This window comes from Agromyces sp. GQ35 (assembly GCF_059758475.1).
This window is the reverse complement of sequence record NZ_JCAXEO010000001.1, coordinates 1,171,665-1,195,938: the sequence shown is the minus strand read 5'-3', so window position 1 is coordinate 1,195,938 and position 24,274 is coordinate 1,171,665. Positions and strand designations below refer to the sequence as shown.

Here is a 24,274-nt window from a genome sequence, read left to right as displayed (position 1 = left end):
GGTCGGCGCTCCCCCACCGCGTTCAGCGGCGCGCTCGAGATTCGTTGTTCTTGCGGATGCGGATCTGCGACTACCAGATCGTCACCCGCTCGGCTGGGTCGAGCCAGAGCGCGTCATCGGGAGTCACTTCGAAGCTAGCGTAGAACTCGTCGATGTTTCTGACGATCTGGTTGCACCGGAACTCGTTCGGCGAGTGCGGATCGATCGCGAGCAGGCGGATGACCTCTTCATCGCGGCCCTTCATCTGCCAGGCCTGCGCCCACGAGAGGAAGAAACGCTGCGCTGCGGTCAGCCCGTCGATGACCGGAGCACCGTCGATGTCGCCGTCGAGTGAGAGCACGTAGGCCTTCCACGCGATGGCGAGACCGCCGAGGTCGCCGATGTTCTCGCCGATCGTGAGCGCACCGTTGACTCGCGGGGCGCCGGCGTCGGTCGCGACGTCGGTGTCGTCGTCGGTCGCGGCATCCGCCGGTGTCTCCGGCGTGGTGTCGGAAGCCTCCGACTCCGAGAGCTGCGCCGGCACGAGCGCGTCGTACTGTGCGATGAGGGCCGCTGTGCGCTCCTCGAACGCGGCGCGGTCGGCCTCGGTCCACCAGTCGGTGAGTCGCCCGTCGCCGTCGTACTTCGAGCCCTGGTCGTCGAAGCCGTGGCCGATCTCGTGCCCGATCACGGCGCCGATCGCACCGTAGTTCGCGGCCGCATCGCGCTCGGCGTCGAAGAACGGGTACTGGAGGATGGCCGCGGGGAACACGATCTCGTTGAACCCCGGGTTGTAGTACGCGTTGATCGTCTGCGGCGTCATGAACCACTCGTCGCGGTCGAGGGGCTTGCCGATCTTGCCGAGTTCGCGGTTGAACTCGAACTCCGCGGTCGCCCGCACGTTGCCGACCAGGTCGTCGGCGATCTCGAGCGCCGAGTAGTCGCGCCACTTCACGGGGAAGCCGATCTTCGGCGTGAACTTCTCGAGCTTGTCGATGGCCTTCGCTCGCGTCTCTTCGCCCATCCACTCGAGCCCGGTGATCGACTGGCGATAGGCCTCGACGAGGTTCGCGACCAGGTCGTCCATCGCCACCTTCGCTGCGGGCGGGAAGTGCCGCTCGACGTAGATGCGGCCGACCGCTTCGCCCATGGCCCCCTCGACGAGCGAGACGCCGCGCTTCCAGCGCTCGCGCATCTGCGGGGTGCCCGTGAGCGTGCGGCCGTAGAAGTCGAAGTTCGCCTCGACGAAGTCGTTGGAGAGATACGCAGCGCTGCCGCGCACGACCTGCCACGCGAGCCAGTCCTTCCACGCAGGCAGCCGGTCTTCGGTGAGCAGCGCACCGAGCCCCTGCACGAACGAGGGCTCCCGCAGCACGATCTCGTCGAACGCCCCCGCCGGCACGCCCATCGCGTCGCGCCAGATGTTCAGGTCGACGGATGCCTCGGCGACCGCGTCGTCCCAGGAGAACAGGTTGTACGTCTTCTCGCTGTCGCGGGTCTCGACGTTGTTCCAGTGGGCCGCGGCGATCTCGGCCTCGAGCTCGTACACCCGAGCTGCGCGCACATCGGGGTCGACGAGCTGTGCGAGCCGAAGCATCCGCTCGAGGTGCGAACGGTACGCCTCGCGCACCGACTCGAACCGCTCTTCGCGGAAGTAGCTCTCGTCGGGCAGGCCGATGCCGCCCTGCTCGACGAAGACGAGGTAGCGCTCGGGGTCGCCGGGGTCGTTGTCGACGTAGAGCTGCAGGAACCCCGGCACGCCCTGCCGCTCGAGCTGCCCGAGGGTCGTCAGGAACGCCTCGACCGTACTGATCAGCTCGACCTCGACGAGCTGGCCCGCGATGGGCGTCGCGCCCAGCAGGTTCGCGCGCTCCTCGTTGAGGAAGCTCGCGTAGAGGTCGCCGACCTTGCGCGCCTCGGTGCCCGGCTCGGCGTCTTGCGATTCTTCGATGATCTCGCGCACGGCCTGCTCGGCCTCTTCGTGCAGCACGAGGAACGAGCCGTACCTGGCCTTGTCGGCCGGGATGTCGGTGCGTTCGATCCACCTGCCGTTGACATGCCGGAAGAGGTCGTCTTGCGGCCGGATGCCCGCGTCGAGTTCGTCCTGCTTGATTCCGGAGGGCAGCGCGACATCGGTCATTGCTCCAGCCTAAGTGTCGGCCCCTCGGCGCCGCACCCCGTCTCAGCGAAGCTGCGCGAAACTCTCAGCACTCGCCGTCGGCCCGACGACCAGAATGGTGTCGCCCGACTGCAGCATCGTGTCGGCGTCGGCGTTGCGCCACTGCTCCGCGTCGCGCTTGAAGGCGGCGATCGTGACCCCGTAGGCGCTGCGCAACCCGGTGTCGCCGAGCCGCTTGCCGAGCAGTTCGGCCGGGGCGGCGGCCTTCACGAGGGCGTACCCCGGGTCGACCTCGATGTAGTCGAGCGCTGCTCCACGCACGAGGTGCGCGACCCGGCGACCCATGTCCTTCTCTGGATAGATCACGTGGTGCACCCCGAGCTGGTCGAGGATGAGGCCGTGCCGGTCATCGACGACCTTCGCCCAGATCACCGGGATGCCCATGCTGAGCAGCACCGAACACGTGAGGATCGACGCCGAGATGTCGTCGCCGATGGCCACGACGACGCGGTCGAACTCGTCGATCGCGAGCTGGCGCAGCGCCTCCTCCTTCGTCGAGTCGGCGCGCACCACCTGCGTGAGCTGGCCGTTCATGGCCTGCACGAGGTCTTCGTCGAGATCGATGCCGAGCACCTCGGTGCCGGCCGTCATGAGCTCGAGGGCGAGCGAGCTGCCGAAGCGGCCGAGACCGATCACGGCGACCGAGTCGGCCTCCGCGATGCGACGCGAGGTATCGCCGCCGAGAAACGGGAATCTAGCCAATGGCGGGCCTTTCCTTGGGGAACTCGTAGAGGATCCGCCGCTCGCGCAGGGCGATGGCGGTGCCGAGGGTGAGCGGGCCGAGCCGGCCGGCGAACATCAGCAGCACGAGCACGAGCTTGGCGGCATCGGGCAGGTCTGCGGTGATGCCGGTCGAGAGCCCGACCGTGCCGAACGCCGAGACCACCTCGAACAGCACACGGTCGAGGTCGAGCCCGGTGAGCAGCAGCAGCACCGCCGTGGAACCCACCACGGCGGCGACGGCGATCAGCACGACCGTGATCGCCTGCCGGTGCACCGCGCGCGAGAGGCGCTTGCCGAAGATGTTCACCGACCCCTCGCCCCGCAGCTCGGTGAGCATGATGAAGAACAGCACGGCGAAGGTGGTCACCTTGATGCCGCCCGCGGTGCCTGCGGGTCCGCCGCCGATGAACATGAGCACGTCCATGCCGAGCCAGCTGGCATCGTGCATCGCACCGATGTCGATCGAGTTGAAGCCGGCCGTGCGGGTCTGCACCGAGTGGAAGAAGCCCGCGAGCACTCGGGCGGCAGGGTCGAGCGCACCGAGCGTGTCGGGGTTGTCCCACTCGATCACGGTGAGGTACACCGTGCCGCCGACGAGCAGTACGACGGTCGCCCAGAGCACGAGCTTCGTGTTCATCGACCAGTGCAGCGGCTTGGTGAACTCCTTGCGCAATTGCATGATCACCGGGAAGCCCAGGCCGCCGAGGATGATCGCGGCGCAGATCGGCAGGCAGATGAACGGGTCGGAGACGAAGCCCATGAGGCTGTCGGAGAACAGCGCGAAGCCGGCGTTGTTGAACGACGAGACCGCGAGGAAGCCGGCATGCCAGGCCGCCTCGCCCGGTGCGTAGCCGTACCCGAAGAGGAATCGCGCGCCGAGCAGCAGGAACACGGCGGCTTCGATGGTGACGGAGATGAGGACGATGCCGCGAACGAGGCCACGGACGTCGGCGAAGCCGACCGCCTTCGCCTCCGCCGCGGTGTTGAGCCGCGAACGCACCGAGAGCTTGCGCGCGAGCACGAGGCCGATGAGCGAGGCGAAGATCATGATGCCGAGGCCGCCCAGCTGGATCAGGATCATGATGACGACCTGCCCGAACGGCGACCAGTGGGTCACCGTGTCGACCACCGTGAGACCCGTGACGCACACCGCCGAGGTCGCCGTGAAGAGGGCGTCGATGAACGACGCGCCGCCCCCTCCGGCTTTCGAGATCGGCAGCATGAGCAGCAGCGTGCCGACGAGCACCGCGAGCGCGAAGCCCACCACCACGGCCTGCGCGGGGTGGAGGCGGAACGCGGCACGCCGCGACATCCGTCGACCCTTCGCGATGGGCACCCGAGTCGTCACTCCCCGTACTCTAGACCGCTCGAACCACGGATGCCCCGGCACTTCGCCGCGTCCGGCGCGTCGGCGGCGCGGCATATGCTCGATGCGGCCATGAGCACCAACGACACCGCCCCATCCGCGCCGCGATCCGTCGACCGCGACATCCTGCGTCTCGCGGTGCCGGCGCTCGGCGCACTCATCGCCGAACCGCTGTTCCTGCTCGCCGACACGGCGATGATCGGTCATCTCGGGGCCACGCCGCTCGCCGGCCTCGGCCTCGCGAGCGCGGTGCTGCAGACGATCATCGGGCTCATGGTCTTCCTCGCCTACGCGACGACGCCCGCGGTCGCCCGCCGGGTCGGGCTCGGCGATGAACGCGGCGCCGTGGCATCCGGCATCGACGGACTGTGGCTTGCCCTCGGGCTCGGCGCCGTGCTCGCGGTCGCCGGCTGGTGGGCCGCCCCCGTGCTGGTGGGCGCCTTCGGCGCGAGCGCCGACGTGACCGCCGAGGCATCCGTCTACCTGACGATCTCGATGGCGGGGCTGCCCGCGATGCTCGTCGTGTTCGCCGCGACGGGCCTCCTGCGCGGGCTGCAGGACACGCGCACGCCGCTCTGGGTCGCCGGCATCGGCTTCGCCGTGAACATCGCGCTCAACTACGTGTTCATCTACGTCGCGGGGTGGGGCATCGCCGGCTCGGCGGTCGGCACCGTGGTCGCCCAGTGGGGCATGGTCGCGGTCTACCTCGTCGTCGTCGCCCGGCACGCCGCACGAGTGGGTGCCGGCCCGTGGCCGCATCACGCCGGCGTGCTGCGCGGAGCCGCCTCGGGCGGATGGCTGTTCCTGCGCACACTGAGCCTGCGGCTCGCGCTGCTGCTCGCCACCTGGGCGGCGACCTCGCTCGGCTCGAATGAGCTCGCTGCGTTCCAGGTCGCGATGACCATCTACTTCACGATCGGCTTCGCCCTCGACGCACTCGCCATCGCCGCACAGGCGCTCATCGGCCGCGACCTCGGCGCCGGCGACCTCGACGCCGTTCGCTCGGTACTGCGCAGGTGCCTGCAGTGGGGTGTCGGCAGCGGCGCAGCCGTCGGCGTCCTCGTGCTCGCGACGGCGTGGGTACTGCCGGCCGTCTTCACGAGCTCAGCGGATGTCGCAGCGCTGCTGCCCCCGGCGCTCGTCGTGCTGGCTCTCTCGGCACCGCTCGGCGGCATCGTGTTCGTGCTCGACGGCGTGCTCATCGGCGCCGGTGACGCCCGTTACCTCGCCTGGACCGGCCTCGTGAACCTCGCCGTGTTCGTGCCGCTCGCGCTCTGGGTCGTCGCCGTCGCCCCGGCGGGCGCCGCCGGACCCGCCTGGCTCATGGCGGCGTTCGCCCTCGGCTATCTCGGCGCCCGCGCGGTCACGCTCGGGCTCAGGGCGCGGGGCCCCGCCTGGATGATCGTCGGCGCGGGGCGCTGAGCGCGGCGGGTCAGGCTGCGGAGGTGTCGAGCCACTCGCGCGCGGCGGCGACGAGGGCGGCGACGCCGACCTCGAGCGTCGGCTCGATGAGCGGCGCGAAGTGCGGCGAGTGGTTCGACGGGATGTCGTCGGGCATGCGGCCGGTCGCGAGCGCGTTGCCGAACAGCGACGGGTCGGCGCCGCCGAGGAACCAGTAGACGAGCGGCGCGCCCGCCGCCGTGGCGAGCACACCGACGTCTTCGCTGCCCGACACCACGCCCGGGTCGATGACGTGCTGCTCGCCGAGCGCGCGTCGGAGTGCGACCGTGGTGCGCTCGGTCGCCGCGGGATCATTGACGGTGATCGGGAACCGCTCGTCGTAGACGAACTCGGGCTCGCGCGGCGCTCCCGAGGCGGCGGCCTCGGCCCTGGCGATGCGCTCGATCGACGCGAGCACCTTCGCGCGCACGGTCTCGTCGAAGCTGCGCACACTGAGTCCGAGGGTCGCCTCCGCCGGGATGATGTTGCTCTTCGTCCCCGCGTGGATCTGGCCGACGGTCACCACCGCGGCATCCGTTGCGGCCAGCTCGCGCGCCACGATGCCCTGCAACCGCACCGTCGTCGAGGCGGCGAGGTAGACGGGGTCGACCGTGGTCTCCGGCCGCGATCCGTGCCCGCCGGTGCCGTGCAGGCGCACTGTGAGGGAATCTGCGCCGGCCATCGCCACACCGCTGCGCACCGCCGCGAAGCCGGCCGGGAACGGGGCGACGTGCTGGCCGAGCACGATGTCGGGTTTCGGCACCCGGTCGTACAGGCCGTCGGCGACCATCTCCTCGGCGCCGCCGCCCCATTCCTCGGCGGGCTGGAAGAGCGAGACCAGCGTGCCCGACCAGCTCGCGCGGTCGGCGACGAGCCGCTCGGTCGCGCCGAGCAGGCAGGTGACGTGCACGTCGTGTCCGCAGGCGTGCATGACCGGCACGTCGTTGCCGTCGGCGTCGATGCCGCGCGCCGTGCTCGCATACGGGAGCCCGGTGGCTTCGAGCACCGGCAGGCCGTCCATGTCGGCGCGCAGCAGCACGGTCGGTCCTGCGCCGTTCTCGAGCACTCCGACCACGCCGGTACGGCCGATGCCGGTGGTCACGGTCAGGCCGAGCGCGGTGAGCGCATCGGCCACGATGCCGGCGGTGCGGTGCTCCTGGAACGAGAGCTCGGGGTGTTCGTGCAGGTCGCGGTAGACGGCGGCGAGGTCGATGCTCATGTCGTCAGCCTATGGTCGTGCCGGCCGGATCGACGATCGAGGCGTGCCGTTGCAGCGATTCAGGAGCGGAGGTGTGTCGCGGCGGTGGGACAGCGCCCTCATCGGCAGGCACGCCGGCGCGCTCCTGAATTGCTGCACTGTGTCACGGCTGCACTGAGAACCGTCAGGCCATGGGACGCGGCGCCGCCGTCGTGTCGCCGACGTGCAGGGTGCTCGTGAAGCAGCGCGACTTCGGCGGCTCGCCGGCGAGCATCTGCACCACGGCCTCACCGGCCGCCCGCCCCTTCGCGACCGAGGGCTGCACGAGCGTCGTGAGATCGTGCTGCAGCCCGTCGACGCGGATGCCGTCGAACCCGAGAACGCTGAGCTCGGCGGGCACCCGGATGCCGAGCTCCTCGGCGGCCTGGATGACGCCCGCGGCGAGCAGGTCGCTCTGGGCGATGATCGCGGTCGGGCGATGAGCGGGGTCGGCGAGCAGGGCCCGTGCCGCCTCGAGCCCCTCCTCGATCGAACTGGCGCCGGCGGTGCGACCGGTGGCGTTCGGGAAGATCTCGCGGGCGCCCGCGAGACGCTGGCTCGCCGTGGCGGCGGTGCTGGCCCGGAGCAGCTCTTCGGTGATCGGTCCCCGCGTGCGTTCGGAGTCGAAGGGCAGGGTGACGACCGCGACATCCGTGTGCCCGAGTTCGCGAAGGTAGTCGGCGCCCCGCCTGGTCGCCGCCTGATTGTCGATCGAGATCTCCGGAATGTCCTCGCCGGTCTCCCCTTCGATCGCGACGGCCGGGATGCCGCGGCGCCGCAGCGCCTCGATCGACACTCCGAGCCGCGGGCTGCAGCCGATCAGCACGACGGCGTCGACGGGGGCGCTCTCGATGCCGACGGCGTTGCCGCCCGCTTCACCCGTGTCGGTGAGCAGCAGCAGGCCCGCGCCGAGCGGGGCGATGCCCTCGGAGATGCCGTCGAGCATCTGGATCTTCACCGGGTCGAGGAACGCGGCGCGCACGCGCTCCTCGAGCACGACGCCGACGATGCCCGACCGGCCGCGCCGCAACGATCGGGCGCGAGGATCGGGACCCGCGTAGCCGAGGTCGGATGCCGCGGCGAGCACGCGTGCCTTCGTGGCATCGGAGACGGGGCCCGAGCCGCTGAATGCGAGCGACGCCGTCGACGGCGAGACGCCGGCGCGCACTGCGACATCGGCGAGCGTCGGACGGGAAACGGCGTCGGGCTCCATGGGCCCGATTCTAAGGCGAATCGATTCGATTCGGGTTCCCGCCGGTCGAGGAGCGACGAAGGAGCGTATCGAGACCCGTCACTCCGACGCCGGCCGGCAGAGTCTCGATACGGCGCTGGCGCGCCTACTCGACCGGCGGGGTGGGCGCGCCTACTCGACCGGCGGGGTGGGCGCGCTTACTCGACCGGCGCGGCCACCTCGTCGCGAGCGGCCTCGAACGCGGCGACGCACCGACTGATCTCCTCGCCGGAGTGCGCGGCCGACAGCTGCACCCGGATGCGCGCGGCGCCCCGCGGCACGACCGGGAAGCTGAACGCCGTGACGTACACCCCGTGCCGCTGCAGCGCATCGGCCATGCGCGCGGTGAGCCCGGCGTCGCCGAACATCACGGGCACGATGGGGTGCTCGCCGGGCAGCAGCTCGAAACCGGCATCCGTCATCAGCGACCGGAACAGCGCCGCGTTCGCCACCAGGCGCTCACGCAGCGAACCCGAGCCCTCGACGAGCGAGAGCGCCTCGATCGTGCCGGCCACGATCGCCGGCGCGAGCGTGTTGGAGAAGAGGTACGGACGCGCCCGCTGGCGCAGCAGGTCGACGATCTCCTGACGGGCCGCGACGTAGCCGCCGGATGCCCCGCCGAGCGCCTTGCCGAAGGTGCCGGTCGTGATGTCGACCCTGCCCTCGACGCCGCAGTATTCGGGCGTGCCCCGCCCGTTCGCGCCGACGAACCCGACGGCGTGCGAGTCGTCGACGAAGACGAGCGCGTCGTACCGCTCGGCGAGGTCGCAGATCTCCTGCAGCGGCGCGATGTAGCCGTCCATGGAGAACACGCCGTCGGTCACGATCACCCGGCGACGTGCCCCCGCTGAGGCGACGAGCTGCGCCTCGAGGTCGGCCATGTCGCGATTCTTGTAGCGGTACCGGCTCGCCTTCGAGAGACGGATGCCGTCGATGATCGAGGCGTGGTTGAGCTCGTCGGAGATGATCGCGTCGTCGGCGCCGAAGAGCACCTCGAACACGCCGCCGTTCGCGTCGAAGCACGACGAGAAGAGAATCGTGTCGTCGTACCCCAGGAACGCGGACACCCGCTTCTCGAGCTCGAGGTGCAACTCTTGGGTGCCGCAGATGAATCGCACGCTCGCGAGGCCGTAGCCCCACTCGTCGAGCCCCCGGTGCGCCGCCTCGACGATGCGCGGGTCGTTCGCGAGCCCGAGGTAGTTGTTGGCGCAGAAGTTCAGCACCTCGCGCCCGGCGACCTCGATCTCGGAGGACTGCGGGCCGTGGATGCCGCGCTCGCGCTTGGTGAGTCCGGCGGCCTCGATCTCGTCGAGTTCGCCGCGCAGCTGTTCGCGAATGGTTCCGTACATCAGAGCTCCGTCCAGTCGAGGATGACCTTGCCGACGCCGCCCGATGCGGCCGCGTCGAACGCCGTGCGCCACTCGCGCGCCGGGTAGCGATCGGAGATGATCGAGGCCACGCGCCCGCGCAGCTCGGGGCTCGTCTGCAGCATCGCGCTCATCGAGTTCCACGTCTCGAACATCTCGCGCCCGTAGATGCCCTTCATCGTGAGCATGTGGGTGACGACCTTGCCCCAGTCGATCGCGAAGGGCTCGGCGGGCAGGCCGAGCAGCGCCATGCGCCCGCCGTGGTTCATGTTCTCGATCATCTCGGGCAGGGCTTTCGCCGAGCCCGACATCTCGAAGCCGACGTCGAAGCCCTCGCGCATGCCGAGCCGCTCCTGCGCGGAGCGGACCCGCTCCTTCGAGACGTCGACGACGGCGTCGGCGCCCATCGTCATCGCGAGCTCGAGGCGTGCGGGCGAGACATCCGTCGCCACGATGTAGCGAGCGCCGACGTGGCGCGCCACGGCGATCGACATCAGCCCGATCGGCCCGCACCCGGTGACGAGCACGTCTTCGCCGACGACCGAGAAGGCGAGGGCGGTGTGCACGGCGTTGCCGAATGGGTCGAAGATCGCGCCGACCTCGGGCTCGATGTCGTCGTGGTGCACCCAGACGTTCTCGCCCGGCATCACGATGAACTCGGCGAACGCGCCGTCGCGGTGGAGCCCAACGCCCTTCGTGCGGATGCACATCTGGCGGCGCCCTGCGCGGCAGTTGCGACACATGCCGCACACGATGTGGCCCTCGCCCGAGACGCGGTCGCCGACGGCGACGTCGTGCACGAGCGGCCCGACCTCGACGACCTCCCCGTAGAACTCGTGACCGGGGATGAGCGGCGCGGCGATCGTCGACGCGGCCCACTCGTCCCACTTCTCGATATGCAGGTCGGTGCCGCAGATGCCGGTGCGCAGTACCCGGATCTTCACGTCGCCCGGGCCGATGACCGGTTCGGGTCGGTCGACGTACTCCAGGCCGGCGCCGGGGGCAGGTTTGTAGAGGGCCTTCATCGATAACCTCATTGTTCTCGGGGTCGCGAGCCGGGGGTGTTCGGCTCTGGGTCGAGGCTGCCGGGTCGTGTCCGGATGCCTCGAGCCCCAGTCAGTTCATGGTAGCCACGGATGCAGCGGCATCCGCCACCTGCCCACCCTCGAAATAGGCGACGAGCGCCGGGTCGAGCTGCGGCACGGTGAGCGCGCCGCCGCCGCCGCGCAACGACTCCGTCGCGCGAATGCCGACGGCCACCGCCTCGCGAGCGGCGACGGGCGACGTCTCGGTCGCGCCCCCCTCGCGCACGAAGCGCAGGAACTCGGCGACGAGCAGCGCATCCGCGCCGTCGTGGCCGGCCTCCTCATCGGCCTCGGGCACGATGAAGGTCTCGTCGGCGGGCGCCGCACCCTGGTGCCGGCGGTTCCAGAGACGCACCTCGGTGCCGGCGACGTCGCCGAGGTTCTCGATGCGCCCCTCGGTGCCGATGATCGTGTAGTTGCGCCAGTAGTCGGGCGTGAAGTGGCACTGCTGGTAGCTCGCGAGCACGCCGTTGCCGAGGCGCATGTTGACCATCGAGATGTCCTCGACGTCGATCACGGGGTTCAGGCCCGTCTGCGACGCGGGCGGCCAGTTGTCGAGGCTGAACCAGTCGCGCATGCGCTCGTCGGAGCGATCGCGGCGGTCGTCGATCTCGCCGTAGACGCTGAGCGAGCCCATCGCCTGCACCTGCTCGGTGTACGCACCGGCCAGCCAGTGGATGACGTCGAGGTCGTGGGCGCCCTTCTGCAGCAGCAGCCCCGTCGTCTTCGCACGCTCGGCGTGCCAGTCCTTGAAGTAGTAGTCGCCGCCGTTGCCGACGAAGTGACGGCACCACACGGCTTTCACCTCGCCGATGCGCCCCTCGAGGATGAGTTTGCGCATGAGCACGATCACGGGCATGTGCCGCATGTTGTGACCGATGTACAGGCGGGTGCCGGTGCGCCTGGCGGTCTCGAGCATCGCGTCGGCGTCGGCGATCGTGACGGCGAGCGGCTTCTCGCAGAAGACCGGCACTCCGGCCTCGAGCGCCGCGATCGCGACGGAGGCGTGCTGGTGGTCGGGGGTCAGCACCATGACGGCGTCGATGCCGCTCGCGAGCAGTTCGTCGAGCGAGTCGGTGACGGATGCCTCGGGCAGCGCCGCGCGGGCATCGGCCCGTGAGCGCTCTGAGAGGTCGCACACCGCGACGACGCGCGAGCCCTGGCCTGGCCGGTGGGCCTCCTTCCAGAGCGAGGCGCGCGCGCCGAAGCCGATGATGCCGATGTTCAGATCCACGGGGTGGTGCTCCTTCGGGTATTACGGAAGTTCGGTGACGCGCGGTGCGCGCGGCGGTGCGTCGAGGTCGGTCGACCCCCCTGGGAACAGCGACCACGGGAACTCGTGCAGCTGCGGCTCGGGCGCCTCGGTGTCGAGCGCCCGGGCCACGATGATCTCGGCCTGGCGCTCGTAGAAGTCGCTCGGACCGACGGTGGTGAGCGTCGGCGCGACGGCCTGCGCGTCTGGGGTGTTGCCCACGCCGACCACCGCGACATCGTGCGGCACCCGCAGGCCCAGCATGTGGGCCGCGTTGATCGCCGCGATCGCCGCGAAGTCGGTCGTCGCGTACACCGCCGTCGGCCGGTTCTCCTGCGAGAGCAGCGCGACCGCCGCGGTGAACGCGCTCGCCTGCGTCTCGGCGTAGCTCGCCGTGTGCGACGGGTCGACGGCCAGCCCGTGGTCGCGCATGCGCTCGAGGTAGGGCGTGTAGCGCGAGTGCTCGGGCGAGCGCACGGCGCCGTCGGCCACGAGGCATCCGATCGCCGTGTGGCGTTCGAGCAGGTGATCCATCGCGAGGTAGCACCCGGGAAGGGCATCGGAGCGGATCACGTCGTACCCGGCGGGCTCGAGCGTCTCGGAGAACACCACGAGCCGCTGCCCGCGCTCGACGAGGGCCTGCAGCTTGCGCTTGCCGTCATCGGTGTCGACCGCACCGTCGAGGTAGGCGACGTCGCTCTCGACCCGGTCGAGCGCGGCGTACCAGTCGCCGTCGGCAAGGATCAGGGTCGTCAATCCGTGCCGGTTCGCCTCTGCATTCACGGCGGCCGCGACGGCGAGCGACCAGGGGTCGCTCAGCATGTGCAGCGAGAGCTGCACGGTGTCGCTGCGCCCGGTGCGGATCGTGCGTGCGGCGCGGTTCGGGCGGTAGTTCAACTGCTCGGCCGCGTCGAGCACGCGCTTCGCGGTCGGCTCGGCGACACCGGAGTCACCGCCGTTTCGACCCGAGAACACGTACGACACGGTCGCCGTCGAGACGCCGGCGAGCTCGGCGACCATGCGCAGCGTCGGACGTCGGCGCGGCGCGGCCGCACGCTCGTCGGGTTCCTGTTCCTGCGCCTGCGTCATCGCGTCATCCCTTCGTTCCCGAGAACGCGATGCCCTGGATGAACTGCTTCTGCAGGATCATGAACGTGATCAGCATCGGCAGCGTCGCGAGCAGGGCGCCGGCCATGAGCACAGGGTAGTCAGTGCCGTGCAGCCCGACGAGCTGCGACAAGCCGACCGAGAGCGGCATCTTCTCGGGATCGGTCGTCACGACGAGCGGCCAGAGCAGGTCGTTCCACGACCACAGCACCGTGAAGACCACGAGGGCGATGATGCCCGGCCGTGCGAGCGGCACCATGATGCGCCAGAAGGTCTGCCACGGGTTCGCACCGTCGATGCGCGCGGCCTCCTCGAGTTCCGACGGCATCGACATGAAGAACTGCCGCATGAGGAACGTGCCGAATGCGCTGAAGATGCCCGGCACGATGAGGGCCTGCAGCGTGTTCAGCCAGCCGAGTGACTGGATGATCTCGTACTGCGGCAGCAGGTACAGCTGCGAGGGCACCATGAGCACCGAGAGGAACACGACGAACACGACGTTGCGGCCTCTGAAGGGGATGCGCGCGAAGGCGTAGCCCGCCATCGTGCAGAGCACCACCTGGCCGACGGTGCGCCCGATCGTCAGCACGACCGAGTTCAGGAACATCTGGCCGAACGGCATCGAGTCGAAGACCTCGGCGAAGTTCGTGAACACCCACGGGTCGGGCAGGATCACGGGCGGCACCTGCACCGAGTCCTGGAACGTCTTGAACGCCGTCAGGGTCTGCCAGATGAACGGGAACACCATGATCACGGCGCCGCCGCCGAGCAGCAGGTGCACGATCCAGTGACCACGGTTGCGACGGCCACGAGCAGCGGATGCCTCGCGGCGACGGCCGCCCGCGGCATCCGCGCCGGTCATCGCCCGGGTGTCGAGGGAGAGGTCACTCATAGTGCACCCACTTCTTCTGCAGCCGGAACTGCACGACGGTCAGCACCAGGATGATGAGGAGCAGGAGGAACGCGATCGCCGCCGCGTAGCCGCGCTCGTTGTCGAGGAACCCCGCCTGGTAGAAGAGGTACACGATCGTGCGGGTGTTCGGCATCGCCGGGTTGTTGCGTCCGAGCATCATGTAGACGAGGTCGAAGACCTGCAGCGCGCCGATGACGCTGATCACGCTCACGAAGAAGATGCTCGGCGAGAGCAGTGGCATCGTGATCGAGAAGAACTTGCGCACGGGGCCGGCGCCGTCGAGGTCGGCGGCCTCCATGACCGTGTCGGGAATGCCCTGCAGGCCGGCGAGGAAGATCACGATGTTGGTGCCGAGGCCGGCCCAGATGCCGACGACCGCGATCGCGACGAGCGCCGTGTTCGGGTCGGTGAGCCAACTGCGACCCTCGATGCCGACGACTCCGAGCACCTCGTTGAGCACGCCGTAGTCGCCGTTGTAGATCATGCGCCAGACGAGGGCGATCGCCGCCGGCATCGTCACCACCGGGATGAAGTACAGCGTGCGGTAGACGCCGCGGCCGCGCAGGTTCGTGGTGTTGAGCAGGGCTGCGATGCCCACGGCGAGCGGGATGCCGATGAGCACGATGACCGTGTAGAGGGCCGTGTTGCGGAGCGCTCCGATGAGCTCGGGGTCTTGGACGAGGGCGACGTAGTTGTCGAAGCCGACGAACTCGGAGCCGCCGAACGGACCCGACTTCGTGAACGAGAGGATGAGGGTGCGCACGGTCGGCCAGAGGTAGAACGCGAGGAGGCCGGCGGCGGTGGGCCCGATGAAGAGCAGGGCCCACCACCCGGACTGGGCCGGGCCGCGACGCCGACGCGTGCGGGCGGCGGGGCCGGGGGCGGCTCCCCCGAGCCGCCCCCCGTCGAGCTCGGCGATCGGCGCCGCGGAGCGCTGCGCGATCAACTCGGTCATGCGCTTACTCCGACTCCGCGTCGAGTGCGGCCTGCATCTCGTCGGCGAGCTGCTGCAGTCCGTCTTCCGGAGCGAGGGTGCCCGCCCAGACCTGCGAGAGCACCTCGCTCTCGATCGCGGTCCACGCCGCGGTGTTCTTCGAGACGGGGTAGGGCACCGCGGTCTCGAGTGCGTCGATGTAGACCTGCAGGTCGTACTGCGGAAGCGCGTCGACCCAGGCGTCCTGCGTGCCGTTGAAGGCGGGAATGACGGTGCCGGTCTCGGCCTGGATCTTCGCGGCGGTCTCGCCGCTCGCGAAGGCGGCGAACTCGGTGGCGACATCGAGGTGATCGCTCTTCGCGTTGGCGACGTTGCCGATGCCGTGGATCACGCTCTGGTTGCCCTCGGGGCCCGCGGGCAACGGCGCGACATTCACCGTGTCGGCGATGTCGGGGTTCTCCGCATAGGCGACCGCCGCCCATGAGCCGTTCTGGAACATGGCCGACTTGCCGGAGAGGAAGAAGTCCTCCGGGTTGGTGTCGGTCATCTGCTGCGCGGTCGGCGACGAACCGGCGGCGATCAGGTCGGTCCAGAGCGTGACGCCCTCGAGCGCCTCGGGCGAGCCGTAGCCGCTCTCGGTGCCGTCGGCGTCGATGACCTCGCCACCGGCCTGCGCGATCGAGTTGTAGAAGTTCTCCTGGCCGTACTGGCTCGCCGTGATTCCGTACACCCCGGTCGCCGGGTCGGTGAGTGCTGCCGCGGCGGCATTCAGGTCGTCCCAGGTCCAGCCCGCGGTCGGATACGCGACGCCCGCGGCGTCGAAGAGTTCGGTGTTGTACCAGAGCGCGACGGTGTCGAAGTCCTTCGGGGCGCCGTAGAGGCTGCCGTCGAAGGTGTACAGGTCGATGAGGCCCTGCGGGTAGTCGGATGCCTCGATGCCCTCGTCGTCGAGGGGAGCGAGCACGCCGTTCGCGGCGTAGAGCTGGAAGTTCGGGCCGTTCATCCAGAACACGTCGGGAGCGGCGCCGCCCGAGACCGAGGTCTGCAGCTTCGTGAAGTACTCCTTGTACGGGGTCAGCTGGATGTCGACGGTGACGTTCGGGTGCTCCTCGGTGAACGCTGCGGCGATCTCCTCCATGGCGGGCTGCTGGTTCGGGTCCCAGATGCCGTACGTGAGGGTGACGTCGCCGGTGCCGCCGGTGTCGCCACCGCCTGACGAGCAGGCGGCGAGGGCCACGAGGGCCACGGTCGACGCGGCCAGGGCCGCGACGGTGCGGCCGGTGCGAGTGCTGTGGAGCATGATTCTCCTTCGGAGGGCGGGGGGATGCAGGTGGATCCGCGGTGCGTCGCCGACCGACGGGCCGGATCGGCGGCCGTCGGCGACGATGTCACGAATCGTGTTAATCGTTTAGCAGTGGAACCTAGCGCGGGACTCACCGGCGCCGCAAGCCCCCAGTTTCGCGGCGACGACGGGCGAGAGCATGCTCGGTTGCGCTCACTCGGAGTGCTCGATATGGTTCACAGGTCGGGTCGATCGAATCGATTCGACCCGCACGGCCGAACCGATGACGAAGAAGCAGAGACGATGAGCGAAACACCCCGAGCCTCCGCCCGAACGGGCCGACCGACCCGAGAACTCCTCGCCTGGCGCAACGCGATCTTCGCGATCTTCTTCCTCAGCGGCCTCAGTCTTGCCAGCTGGGTGGCCCGTATCCCGGCGATTCGCGACGACACCGAGCTCAGCACGCAGGGCGTCGGCCTCGTCATCCTGACCGGCTCGATCGGCTCCGTGCTCGGACTCATCGCCGCCCCCTGGCTGCTCGCCCGCTTCGGTGCGCGCACCGGCATGATCGGGTCCCTCATGACCGTATCGGTCGGACTCGTGCTCGTCGGCATCGGCGGGGCCACCCTCTCGTCGGTGCCCCTCGTCGTCATCGGCCTCATCCTCTTCGGCTTCGGCAACGGCGCCGTCGACGTCATGATGAACGTCGAGGGCGCCGAGGCCGAGCGCGAGCTCGGCAAGACCGTGATGCCGCTCATGCACGCCTTCTTCTCGTTCGGCACGGTCGCCGGCGCCGGACTCGCCGCCGCGGCATCCGCCCTGCAGCTCTCGGTGACGGTGCATCTCGGCATCGTCGCCGTGCTCATCGCGGTCGCCGTCGTGATCGCGGTTCGCTACGTGCCGATGCGCGCCGAGGTCGGCGACGACCTGCACACCGACGCACCCCGCCCGCCGTGGACGCAGCGCCTGCGCGACAACCTCGCAGTGTGGGGCGACGTGCGACTGCTGCTCATCGGCGTGATCATGCTCGGCATGTCGTTCGCCGAGGGCTCGGCGAACGACTGGCTCGCCCTCGCCGTCGTCGACGGGCACGGCTTCGACGAGACCACCGGCGCGATCGTGTTCGGCGTCTTCACGGTGGCGATCACCGCCGCCCGCGTGCTCGGCGGGCCGCTGCTCGACCGCTTCGGCCGCGTGCCGGTGCTGCGCAGCCTCGCCATCGTCGGCATCATCGGGCTCAGCATGTTCATCTTCGGCAGCGAGCCGTGGGTGCTCATCGTCGGTACGGCGCTCTGGGGCATCGGCTGCTCGCTCGGATTCCCCGTGGGCATGTCGGCCGCAGCGGACTCCCCCGACGGCGCGGCAGCCCGCGTGAGTGCTGTCGCCATGATCGGGTACACCGCGTTCCTCGCCGGGCCGCCGCTGCTCGGGTTCCTCGGCGAGCACTTCGGCATCCTGAACGCGCTGCTCGTGATCCTGGGGCTCCTCGTGCTCTCGGCGCTCGCGGCACCCGCCGCGCGGGAGCGCAGCGGCCCGCTCGCTCGCTCTTCGGACTGAGATCAGGGCGGACGCAAGGGGGTGACGCACGCGACATCCGCGGCGCAGAATGCCCTCATGCGCACTCACGACGACGCCGAATCCGACGACACCGACACCCCGCGACCGGAGCACACCCGGCCGAACGGCGTGAGCGATGCCACCGTCGAGGCGCTCGGCAAGTTCTCCGAGGCCCTCGAGGTGCTCGAAGACGCCCGCGGCTCGCTCTACCGGTTCCACCGGCTCACCGGCACTGCCGACCTCGCGATCGGCGAAGCGGTGCGCCTGTTCCGGGAGGCCGGGCACGACGCGATCGCCGACCGCATCGATGCCGAGATCGTCGGCCGCAACGTGCTCGAGGGCCGGTGGACGTTCCAGATCGTCGAAGAGTACGACGACGGCTACTTCGCCGCGGTCGCAGCGTCGGAGCGCGCCGCTCGCGACGAGCTCGTCGGCGGGCGTCGGCACGTGTTCGAGGCGGAGATGAAGGAGCGCGAGCGCAGCGCTGGGATGCGGCACCACGAGGCCCGCCCGCACGACGGCTCGTCCCAGGGGTAGCGCGAGCGCCGCGTCATCCGCTCGCCGTACACTCGACAGGTGCGTCTCGTCATCGCCCGTTGCTCCGTCGATTACGCGGGGCGCCTCGCGGCCCATCTCCCCCTCGCCACCCGCCTGCTCATGGTGAAAGGCGACGGCAGCCTGCTCGTGCACTCCGACGGCGGCAGCTACAAGCCGCTCAACTGGATGAGCCCGCCCTGCACGCTCACGGCGCTCGAGCCCGACGACGACCAGCGCACCGCCGGCATCGTCGAGTTGTGGAAGGTCGTGCACCAGAAGACCGCCGACCAGCTGATCGTCTCGATCCACGAGGTGCTGCACGACTCGGCGCACGAGCTCGGCATCGACCCCGGCCTGCAGAAAGACGGCGTCGAGGCGCACCTGCAGAAGCTGCTCGCCGAGCAGATCGAGCTCCTCGGCGACGGCCACCGCCTGGTTCGTCGTGAGTACATGACCGCGATCGGGCCGGTCGACATCCTGGCGACGGATGCCTCGGGCGCCTCGGTCGCCGTCGAACTCAAGCGCCGCGGCGACATCGACGGCGTCGAGCAGCTGACCCGCTACCTCGAGCTCATGAACCGCGACCCGCACCTCGCGCCGGTCACCGGCGTGTTCGCGGCGCAGGAGATCAAGCCGCAGGCGCGCACGCTCGCCGAAGATCGCGGCATCCGCTGCGTCGTGCTCGACTACGACGCGATGCGCGGCGTCGACGGCGGGCACACCCGGCTGTTCTGATGCGCGGCCGGAATGCCCCGCTCGGCCCGCTGGGTGTTGACTGAGCAAACCTCGCATTCGGGGGGCCTAGGATGTCACGGTGACTTCCGAGACCCTGACGACCCCGACGACGCCCGCGCCGACCCGAACCTGGACGGCCGTGCTGTTCGACCTCGACGGCACGATCGTCGACTCGGCATCCGACATCACCGCGTCGCTCGCCCACATGTTCACCGAGCTGAACCTGCCCGTGCCGAGCGATGAGGTGCTGCTCTCCTACGTGGGGCCGCCCCTGCTCGACAGCCTGCGCCTGACGGCCGGCTTCGACGACGCCGAAGCGTGGGAGGCCCTCAACGTCTATCGCGACCACTACGGCGAGCACGTGCTGCGCTCTCCCGTCTTCCCGGGTGTCGCCGGCGTGCTCGAGCGGCTGCACGCCGCCGGCATCCCCATCGCCCTCGCGACCTCCAAGCCCGAGTCGATGGCCACCAAGGTGCTCGATCACCAGGGGCTCAGCCAGTACTTCGCCGTGATCGCGGGTGCCAGCGACGACGAGGAGCGCAGCACCAAGGCCGACGTCGTCGCCGAGGCCCTGCGTCGCTTGCAGGCGCTCGGCGTCAACACCGAGCACTCGGTGATGGTCGGCGACCGCGGGTACGACACGCTCGGCGCGCTCGCGAACGGCGTCCCCACGATCCTCGTGGAATGGGGCTACGGATCCCCCGACGAAGCCGCCGACGCCATGGCGGTCGTGCACTCCGCCGACCAGCTGCGCACGCTCCTGCTCGGCTGAGCGCAGGAGCGCCGCGGTCACTCCCGGTCAGGCACCACCTGCACGGTGAACGAGACCGAATCACCGGTGGCGCCGTTCTCGAGGGTCACCTCGGTCTCGCCGACCGCCGTCGCGGTCAGGCCCGGGTTGTACTGGGCGCTGCCGTCGTCGCGGCCCGGCGTGAACTCGACGATCGCCGGGTCGGAGATCTCGGCCGTCCACTCCGCGAACGTCTCGTCGTCGCCCGTGAGGTCTATCGATCGGTTGTCGTCGACCTCGACCGTCGTGCCGTCGACCTCGTTCACGTCGACGATGACTGGTGGCAGCGCGCTCCCGTCGCCGCCGACGGGGTCGTCTCCGCCGGGCGCACAGCCTCCGAGCGCGAGCACTCCCGCGACGGCCATGACCACGGCCACGGATGCCGCGCGCCGTTGCCTGATTCCGCCGAACTCGATCTTCACGCAAACCCCCTCGACTGTGCCGGTCGCGGAGCGCTTCGCCGTTCGAAACCCGCCGCCCCGATGCTCGTGCCCAGCGTAGCCTCGCCGACGACGAGTGGCCGGGCCGATGCCTCGCCTCACGCAACAGACCCCCTCTTCGGGGGCCGACGCGCCCCTGATCGGTCGCCAATCACCGTCGCCGCGCAACAGAGCTGCGTCCTCATTCGGAGATTGCGCACAGCCCTTCCATAGGTGACGCAATGCACGGCAGGATTCCGAGTACGTTCGCCCACCGACGAACGTCGTACGCGACCCGCGGTCACCTCCGCGGGTCGTTCGAAGGGAGAAGCATGTCTGGATTCACGGGCCGCGCGCGGAGGCGCGCGGTTGCGGTCATCCCGGTCTTCGCGCTCGCCGCCACCGGTTTGGTGTCGTTCGGCGCGAGCGGGGCGGTCGCAGCTGAAGCACCGGTGTCGCCACCGGTGATCAGCGACTCCGAGTACTACATGAACTACGTCGCGCCTCGTGCCGACCTCGCGCTCGACACCGACGGCGAAGTGCTCGTCGACGGTGTCACCGCCAAGTCGTCGGCGCAGATTCAGGCCGACGCCGAGGCGTTCGATCAGAAGTACGCGCAGGGCAACCCGATCGCCGCGAAGGGACTCGCCACGCTCGAGGCGAAGTCGATCGCGACGGGCAAGAACCCCAAGGAGCTGAAGAAGCCCAAGCACGACAAGAAGCCCAAGAAGTCGAACTTCAAGCAGGCCGAGACGACGCAGGAAGCGAAGCTGCTGACGATCCTCGTCGAGTTCAACGAGAACGCGAACGACGACTTCACCGGCACGTACGTGCCCACTGAGTTCGGCTCGAAGCAGTGCATGCCCGGCAACGTGCAGAACGGCCCGTTGCACAACGGCATCCCCGACCCTGCGAGCTTCGAGCTCGAAGACAACAACACGATGTGGGTGCCCGACTTCTCGACCGAGCACTACAACAAGATGCTCTTCACCGACGAAGGCATCACCGACCGTGTGCGCACCGACCTCACCGGCCCCGACGGCCAGCCCGGCTTCGACATCTCGGGCTACACGATGAAGTCGATGTACGAGGAGATGTCCCGCGGCGCATACACCGTCTCCGGTGAGGCCACCCCGTGGATCACCGTGCCGCACTCCGAGGGCTGGTACGGCGCGAGCCTCTGCTTCCAGAACGAAGAGGGCGTGTACGAGGCCGGCGAGGTCCAAGACCAGCAGGGCCACCCCGACAACCCCAAGGGTCCGGGTCAGCTGCCGATCGATGCGGTCGCGGCTCTCGCAGAGGCGCAGCCCGACTTCCCCTGGGACGAGTACGACATCGAAGACCAGGGCGACCGTGACGGCGACGGCGACTTCAACGAGCCCGACGGCGTCATCGACCACGTCGTGCTCGTGCACGCCGGCGAAGACAAGTCCGGCAACGGCGGCGAGCAGGGCACGTACGCCATCTGGGCGCACTCCTCCGCTGTCGCAGGAGGCGCGGACATCCCCGGCACCGACCTCAAGCTGTCGAACTACATCGTGCAGCCCGAAGACTCGGGTGTCGGCGTGTTCGCGCACGAGTACGGCCACGACCTCGGCCTGCCCGACCTGTACGACACCTCGAACCAGGGCAACTCCGACGTCGACTTCTGGGACCTCATGTCCTCGGGATCGCACTCCGGCCCCATCTTCCAGTCGATGCCCACCCACATGGGCATCTGGGACAAGTGGGTGCTCGGCTGGGTCGACCCGGTCGTCATGAACCCGGGTGACGACGCCGAGACCATCAAGGTCGGCCAGGCGTCTCGCTCGCCCAAGGGCTCCGAAGACGGCGTGAAGATCAACCTTCCCGACAAGGTGATCACCCTCGCCGAGCCGGCCAGCGGCGAGAACATGTGGTACACCGGAGCCGACCAGGACTGGGGCGACATCCGCATCTCGCGCACGGTCGACGTACCGACCGACGCGAAGTTCTGGATGAGCAACAACTTCGTCATCGAAGCGGACTGGGACTACGGCTTCGTCGAGGTCTCGACCGACGGCGGCACCACCTGGACCGACGTGAAGGTCTTCAACGAAGACGGCACGGAGGCCACCACTCCCGACGGCTACCCCGACCCGAACGGCAACCTCGCCACCTTCGGCAACAAGCAGTACGGTCTCACGGGCGACTCGCACGGCTGGGCTCGCCAGTACGTCGACCTCTCGTCGTACGCGGGCACCACGGTGGGCGTTCGCCTGCGTCTCGCCACCGACGCCGCCTTCCAGGAGCGCGGCTGGTTCGCCGATGACTTCGCCGTCACGAGCGGCACCGAAACGGTGTGGAGCGACGACGTCGAGAGCGGTGAGAACGGCTGGACCGCCGAGGTCACCACCTTCGCCGACACGACCGGCCCCGGCTGGCGCATCGACACCGGCACCTCGAGCAAGGCCCAGTACTACATGGTCGAGTGGCGCAACTTCGACGGCTTCGACGAAGGGCTGAAGTACGGCTACAACTCGGTGTACAACGCCGGCGCATGGAAGGTCGAGAAGCTCGCCTACAACGCTCCCGGAGCGTTGGTCTGGTACCGCGACACGACCTACGGTGAGACGAACCACGTGCGCACCAACGAGACGGCTCTGCCGAGCTACGGCGCCAAGGGCGGCCTGCTGCTCGTCGACAGCCACTTCGACCCGCTGCGCCGCACGGGCGAGGCGGCCGCGGCCGACGGCACGCTGCAGCACAACCTGCCGTCGCGCTCGCAGTCCTCTGACGTCGCCTTCGGCCTCACCCCGACGTACGCCTTCACGGAGTGCTTCACGGGTGCGGAGCTGACGACCGAGTACTGCACCGACATCCCGTCGCGCGAGCCGGTGAGCACCTTCACCGACGACCTCGGCTGGACCTCGGGTCTCGAAGTCCTGCCCGACGGTCGACTGGCCCGCCGCTTCCGCGACGGTTCGGTGGTCGTGCCCTCGGTCGGCAACGCGCCGTACAGCACGCGGATCGTCGACTTCGACGGCAACCCGCTGACCGACCTGTACGGAGCTGCGAGCCCGCTCGGTGGCGTCTTCGGTACCGGCAACCCCGCTGACGACGGCGTGGGCTACGGCACGGTGATCCAGGTGAAGAAGGCGTTCAAGGGCAACCAGTCCGCGCTCATCTCGATCACCCCGCCCGCAGCAGGCTGATCGGGCGACACCGGCAACACCAGCACGAACGACGAGGCGTCGGCTCCCTTCCGGGGGTCGGCGCCTCGCCGCGTTCGGCGATGCCTCTGCGACGCACTCGGGCGATCGAGCTGTACACCGATGGTGCAGGGAAGTCGGACCGCCGTACGGCGATCAGTCGCGGACGGTCGCGGGCTCCTCGACCCGGGCGAGCAGTCCGTCGAGCAGGCGGTCGAGGCCCCACCCGAACGCCAAATCCACGACGACGGTGCCATCGGAGTCATCGACGGGGCCCGCAGGGACGTCCGCGGCATCGGCGAAGAGATGGGCCGTCGCCTCGGTCAGCGGATGGCTCGAGGCATCCGACCAGAGGGCGCCGGCCGAAGTCGCATTTGCAGTCGCCTCGGCGTCGTTCGCACGCTCGGCGGCATCGAGCGCGGCGACCCCGAGCACGTGGGCGCGCACCGCGTGCGCGGCACGGGCGGCGTCGTCGAGCGGCATCCCCCCACCCATGAAACCGGCGATGAGGGTTTCACTCAGGCCGAGCGCGTGCTGCCCGTCGAGCGGCCCGCTCGTGACGAGCACCATCGCACCCGTGTGCTCGGCGAGACGTGCGCGCAGCGCAGCGGCGAGCGCGTACACGCGGCTGCGCCAGGCGACGTCGGGGTCGGATGCCGCGGCGAGATCGAGGCTCGAGAGCAGCTCTTCGACCATGGCCCGGAGCAGGGCGTTCTTCGACGGGAAGTACGTGTAGATCGCGGTGGGCGTGAGGCCGAGCGCCGCCGCGACCCCGCGCACGGAGACGGCGGCGAAACCCTTCTGCTCGAGGATCTCGAACGCCGCATCGACGATGTCGACCTGGCTGACGCTGCGCCTCGGTCCGGGTTTCATGGTGCTCGTGCTCCTCGTGGTCGACCCTCAAGGCTACCGGCGCCGACCGGTCGCTTCGACCTCGGGCTGTCACGACCTTTTGACGGACCACGGAGGAT

20 protein-coding genes are annotated in these 24,274 nt (G+C 69.5%); 6 read left to right on the top strand and 14 right to left on the bottom strand.

All coding sequences use genetic code 11. The features are described 5' to 3' along the window. Positions 1–70: 70 nt before the first annotated feature. The 3 genes from AC6CH0_RS05580 to AC6CH0_RS05570 are packed head-to-tail and all read right to left on the bottom strand — an operon-like array spanning position 71 to position 4,193. Positions 71–2,119, bottom strand: a complete 2,049-nt coding sequence (locus tag AC6CH0_RS05580; RefSeq protein ID WP_498098791.1) for a M13 family metallopeptidase — start codon at positions 2,117–2,119, stop codon at positions 71–73. 42 nt (positions 2,120–2,161) lie between these two features. Next, complete coding sequence (locus AC6CH0_RS05575; protein ID WP_498098789.1) at positions 2,162–2,860, bottom strand: potassium channel family protein; 699 nt, start codon at positions 2,858–2,860, stop codon at positions 2,162–2,164. Continuing rightward, a complete protein-coding gene (locus tag AC6CH0_RS05570) occupies positions 2,853–4,193 on the bottom strand; it encodes a TrkH family potassium uptake protein (RefSeq protein ID WP_498101046.1) in 1,341 nt (446 codons plus the stop codon). The genes AC6CH0_RS05575 and AC6CH0_RS05570 overlap by 8 nt, the downstream gene beginning before the upstream one ends. A gap of 126 nt (positions 4,194–4,319) precedes the next feature. Between AC6CH0_RS05570 and AC6CH0_RS05565 the strand changes: the two genes are divergently transcribed. Then, the gene (locus AC6CH0_RS05565; RefSeq protein WP_498098788.1) at positions 4,320–5,669 is read left to right on the top strand and encodes an MATE family efflux transporter; all 1,350 of its coding nucleotides are present in this window, start codon (positions 4,320–4,322) and stop codon (positions 5,667–5,669) included. Positions 5,670–5,679: 10 nt separating this feature from the next. On the opposite strand, the gene AC6CH0_RS05560 is transcribed toward AC6CH0_RS05565, so the two are convergent. The 9 genes from AC6CH0_RS05560 to AC6CH0_RS05520 all read right to left on the bottom strand — a co-directional run bounded on the left by AC6CH0_RS05560 (position 5,680) and on the right by AC6CH0_RS05520 (position 16,113). Then, positions 5,680–6,906 (bottom strand): amidohydrolase, encoded by a 1,227-nt coding sequence (locus AC6CH0_RS05560; protein ID WP_498098787.1) that lies wholly within the window; start codon positions 6,904–6,906, stop codon positions 5,680–5,682. Between the two features lie 163 nt (positions 6,907–7,069). Beyond that, positions 7,070–8,137, bottom strand: a complete 1,068-nt coding sequence (locus AC6CH0_RS05555; protein ID WP_498098785.1) for a LacI family DNA-binding transcriptional regulator — start codon at positions 8,135–8,137, stop codon at positions 7,070–7,072. A 176-nt stretch (positions 8,138–8,313) separates the two neighbouring features. Next, positions 8,314–9,504, bottom strand: a complete 1,191-nt coding sequence (locus AC6CH0_RS05550) for a glycine C-acetyltransferase (RefSeq protein ID WP_498098783.1) — start codon at positions 9,502–9,504, stop codon at positions 8,314–8,316. Continuing rightward, on the bottom strand, positions 9,504–10,547 hold the full coding sequence (gene tdh, locus AC6CH0_RS05545; RefSeq protein ID WP_498098782.1) for an L-threonine 3-dehydrogenase: 1,044 nt from the start codon (positions 10,545–10,547) through the stop codon (positions 9,504–9,506). The genes AC6CH0_RS05550 and tdh overlap by 1 nt, the downstream gene beginning before the upstream one ends. A 91-nt stretch (positions 10,548–10,638) precedes the next feature. Next, complete coding sequence (locus AC6CH0_RS05540) at positions 10,639–11,841, bottom strand: Gfo/Idh/MocA family protein (RefSeq protein WP_498098780.1); 1,203 nt, start codon at positions 11,839–11,841, stop codon at positions 10,639–10,641. 21 nt (positions 11,842–11,862) lie between these two features. Further along, a complete protein-coding gene (locus AC6CH0_RS05535) occupies positions 11,863–12,948 on the bottom strand; it encodes a LacI family DNA-binding transcriptional regulator (protein ID WP_498098779.1) in 1,086 nt (361 codons plus the stop codon). A 4-nt stretch (positions 12,949–12,952) separates the two neighbouring features. Continuing rightward, on the bottom strand, positions 12,953–13,858 hold the full coding sequence (locus AC6CH0_RS05530) for a carbohydrate ABC transporter permease (protein ID WP_498098778.1): 906 nt from the start codon (positions 13,856–13,858) through the stop codon (positions 12,953–12,955). Beyond that, entirely contained in the window at positions 13,851–14,834 is a 984-nt protein-coding gene (locus AC6CH0_RS05525) for a carbohydrate ABC transporter permease (RefSeq protein ID WP_498098777.1), read from the bottom strand. The genes AC6CH0_RS05530 and AC6CH0_RS05525 overlap by 8 nt, the downstream gene beginning before the upstream one ends. A 4-nt stretch (positions 14,835–14,838) precedes the next feature. Next, a complete protein-coding gene (locus AC6CH0_RS05520; protein ID WP_498098776.1) occupies positions 14,839–16,113 on the bottom strand; it encodes an ABC transporter substrate-binding protein in 1,275 nt (424 codons plus the stop codon). A 285-nt stretch (positions 16,114–16,398) separates the two neighbouring features. Between AC6CH0_RS05520 and AC6CH0_RS05515 the strand changes: the two genes are divergently transcribed. The 4 genes from AC6CH0_RS05515 to AC6CH0_RS05500 all read left to right on the top strand — a co-directional run bounded on the left by AC6CH0_RS05515 (position 16,399) and on the right by AC6CH0_RS05500 (position 19,696). Further along, the gene (locus tag AC6CH0_RS05515; protein WP_498098775.1) at positions 16,399–17,652 is read left to right on the top strand and encodes an MFS transporter; all 1,254 of its coding nucleotides are present in this window, start codon (positions 16,399–16,401) and stop codon (positions 17,650–17,652) included. A 57-nt stretch (positions 17,653–17,709) separates the two neighbouring features. Continuing rightward, the gene (locus AC6CH0_RS05510) at positions 17,710–18,189 is read left to right on the top strand and encodes a hypothetical protein (RefSeq protein ID WP_498098774.1); all 480 of its coding nucleotides are present in this window, start codon (positions 17,710–17,712) and stop codon (positions 18,187–18,189) included. 39 nt (positions 18,190–18,228) lie between these two features. Continuing rightward, positions 18,229–18,924 (top strand): endonuclease NucS, encoded by a 696-nt coding sequence (gene nucS, locus AC6CH0_RS05505; protein WP_498098773.1) that lies wholly within the window; start codon positions 18,229–18,231, stop codon positions 18,922–18,924. Positions 18,925–19,003: 79 nt separating this feature from the next. After that, positions 19,004–19,696: an HAD hydrolase-like protein gene (locus tag AC6CH0_RS05500; RefSeq protein ID WP_498098771.1), complete on the top strand. Its 693-nt coding sequence runs from the start codon at positions 19,004–19,006 to the stop codon at positions 19,694–19,696. A 17-nt stretch (positions 19,697–19,713) separates the two neighbouring features. Here AC6CH0_RS05500 and AC6CH0_RS05495 read toward each other — a convergent pair whose 3' ends face one another. Further along, positions 19,714–20,136 carry a hypothetical protein gene (locus AC6CH0_RS05495; RefSeq protein ID WP_498098770.1) on the bottom strand — a complete coding sequence of 141 codons (423 nt, stop codon included), beginning with the start codon at positions 20,134–20,136 and terminating at the stop codon, positions 19,714–19,716. Between the two features lie 329 nt (positions 20,137–20,465). On the opposite strand from AC6CH0_RS05495, the gene AC6CH0_RS05490 reads away from it, so the two are divergent. Further along, positions 20,466–23,306: an immune inhibitor A domain-containing protein gene (locus AC6CH0_RS05490; RefSeq protein ID WP_498098769.1), complete on the top strand. Its 2,841-nt coding sequence runs from the start codon at positions 20,466–20,468 to the stop codon at positions 23,304–23,306. 153 nt (positions 23,307–23,459) lie between these two features. Here AC6CH0_RS05490 and AC6CH0_RS05485 read toward each other — a convergent pair whose 3' ends face one another. Next, positions 23,460–24,176 (bottom strand): TetR/AcrR family transcriptional regulator, encoded by a 717-nt coding sequence (locus AC6CH0_RS05485; protein WP_498098768.1) that lies wholly within the window; start codon positions 24,174–24,176, stop codon positions 23,460–23,462. Positions 24,177–24,274: the final 98 nt, after the last annotated feature.

Bases quoted from the DNA above. Each gene is read 5' to 3' on its own strand.
- AC6CH0_RS05520 (WP_498098776.1), bottom strand. From the start codon at position 16,113: ATGCTCCACAGCACTCGCACCGGCCGCACCGTCGCGGCCCTGGCCGCG.
- AC6CH0_RS05510 (WP_498098774.1), top strand. From the start codon at position 17,710: ATGCGCACTCACGACGACGCCGAATCCGACGACACCGACACCCCGCGA.
- AC6CH0_RS05555 (WP_498098785.1), bottom strand. From the start codon at position 8,137: ATGGAGCCCGACGCCGTTTCCCGTCCGACGCTCGCCGATGTCGCAGTG.
- AC6CH0_RS05525 (WP_498098777.1), bottom strand. From the start codon at position 14,834: ATGACCGAGTTGATCGCGCAGCGCTCCGCGGCGCCGATCGCCGAGCTC.
- AC6CH0_RS05535 (WP_498098779.1), bottom strand. From the start codon at position 12,948: ATGACGCAGGCGCAGGAACAGGAACCCGACGAGCGTGCGGCCGCGCCG.
- AC6CH0_RS05580 (WP_498098791.1), bottom strand. From the start codon at position 2,119: ATGACCGATGTCGCGCTGCCCTCCGGAATCAAGCAGGACGAACTCGAC.
- AC6CH0_RS05560 (WP_498098787.1), bottom strand. From the start codon at position 6,906: ATGAGCATCGACCTCGCCGCCGTCTACCGCGACCTGCACGAACACCCC.
- AC6CH0_RS05550 (WP_498098783.1), bottom strand. From the start codon at position 9,504: ATGTACGGAACCATTCGCGAACAGCTGCGCGGCGAACTCGACGAGATC.
- AC6CH0_RS05570 (WP_498101046.1), bottom strand. From the start codon at position 4,193: ATGTCGCGGCGTGCCGCGTTCCGCCTCCACCCCGCGCAGGCCGTGGTG.
- AC6CH0_RS05485 (WP_498098768.1), bottom strand. From the start codon at position 24,176: ATGAAACCCGGACCGAGGCGCAGCGTCAGCCAGGTCGACATCGTCGAT.
- AC6CH0_RS05490 (WP_498098769.1), top strand. From the start codon at position 20,466: ATGTCTGGATTCACGGGCCGCGCGCGGAGGCGCGCGGTTGCGGTCATC.
- AC6CH0_RS05530 (WP_498098778.1), bottom strand. From the start codon at position 13,858: ATGAGTGACCTCTCCCTCGACACCCGGGCGATGACCGGCGCGGATGCC.
- tdh (WP_498098782.1), bottom strand. From the start codon at position 10,547: ATGAAGGCCCTCTACAAACCTGCCCCCGGCGCCGGCCTGGAGTACGTC.
- AC6CH0_RS05515 (WP_498098775.1), top strand. From the start codon at position 16,399: ATGAGCGAAACACCCCGAGCCTCCGCCCGAACGGGCCGACCGACCCGA.
- AC6CH0_RS05565 (WP_498098788.1), top strand. From the start codon at position 4,320: ATGAGCACCAACGACACCGCCCCATCCGCGCCGCGATCCGTCGACCGC.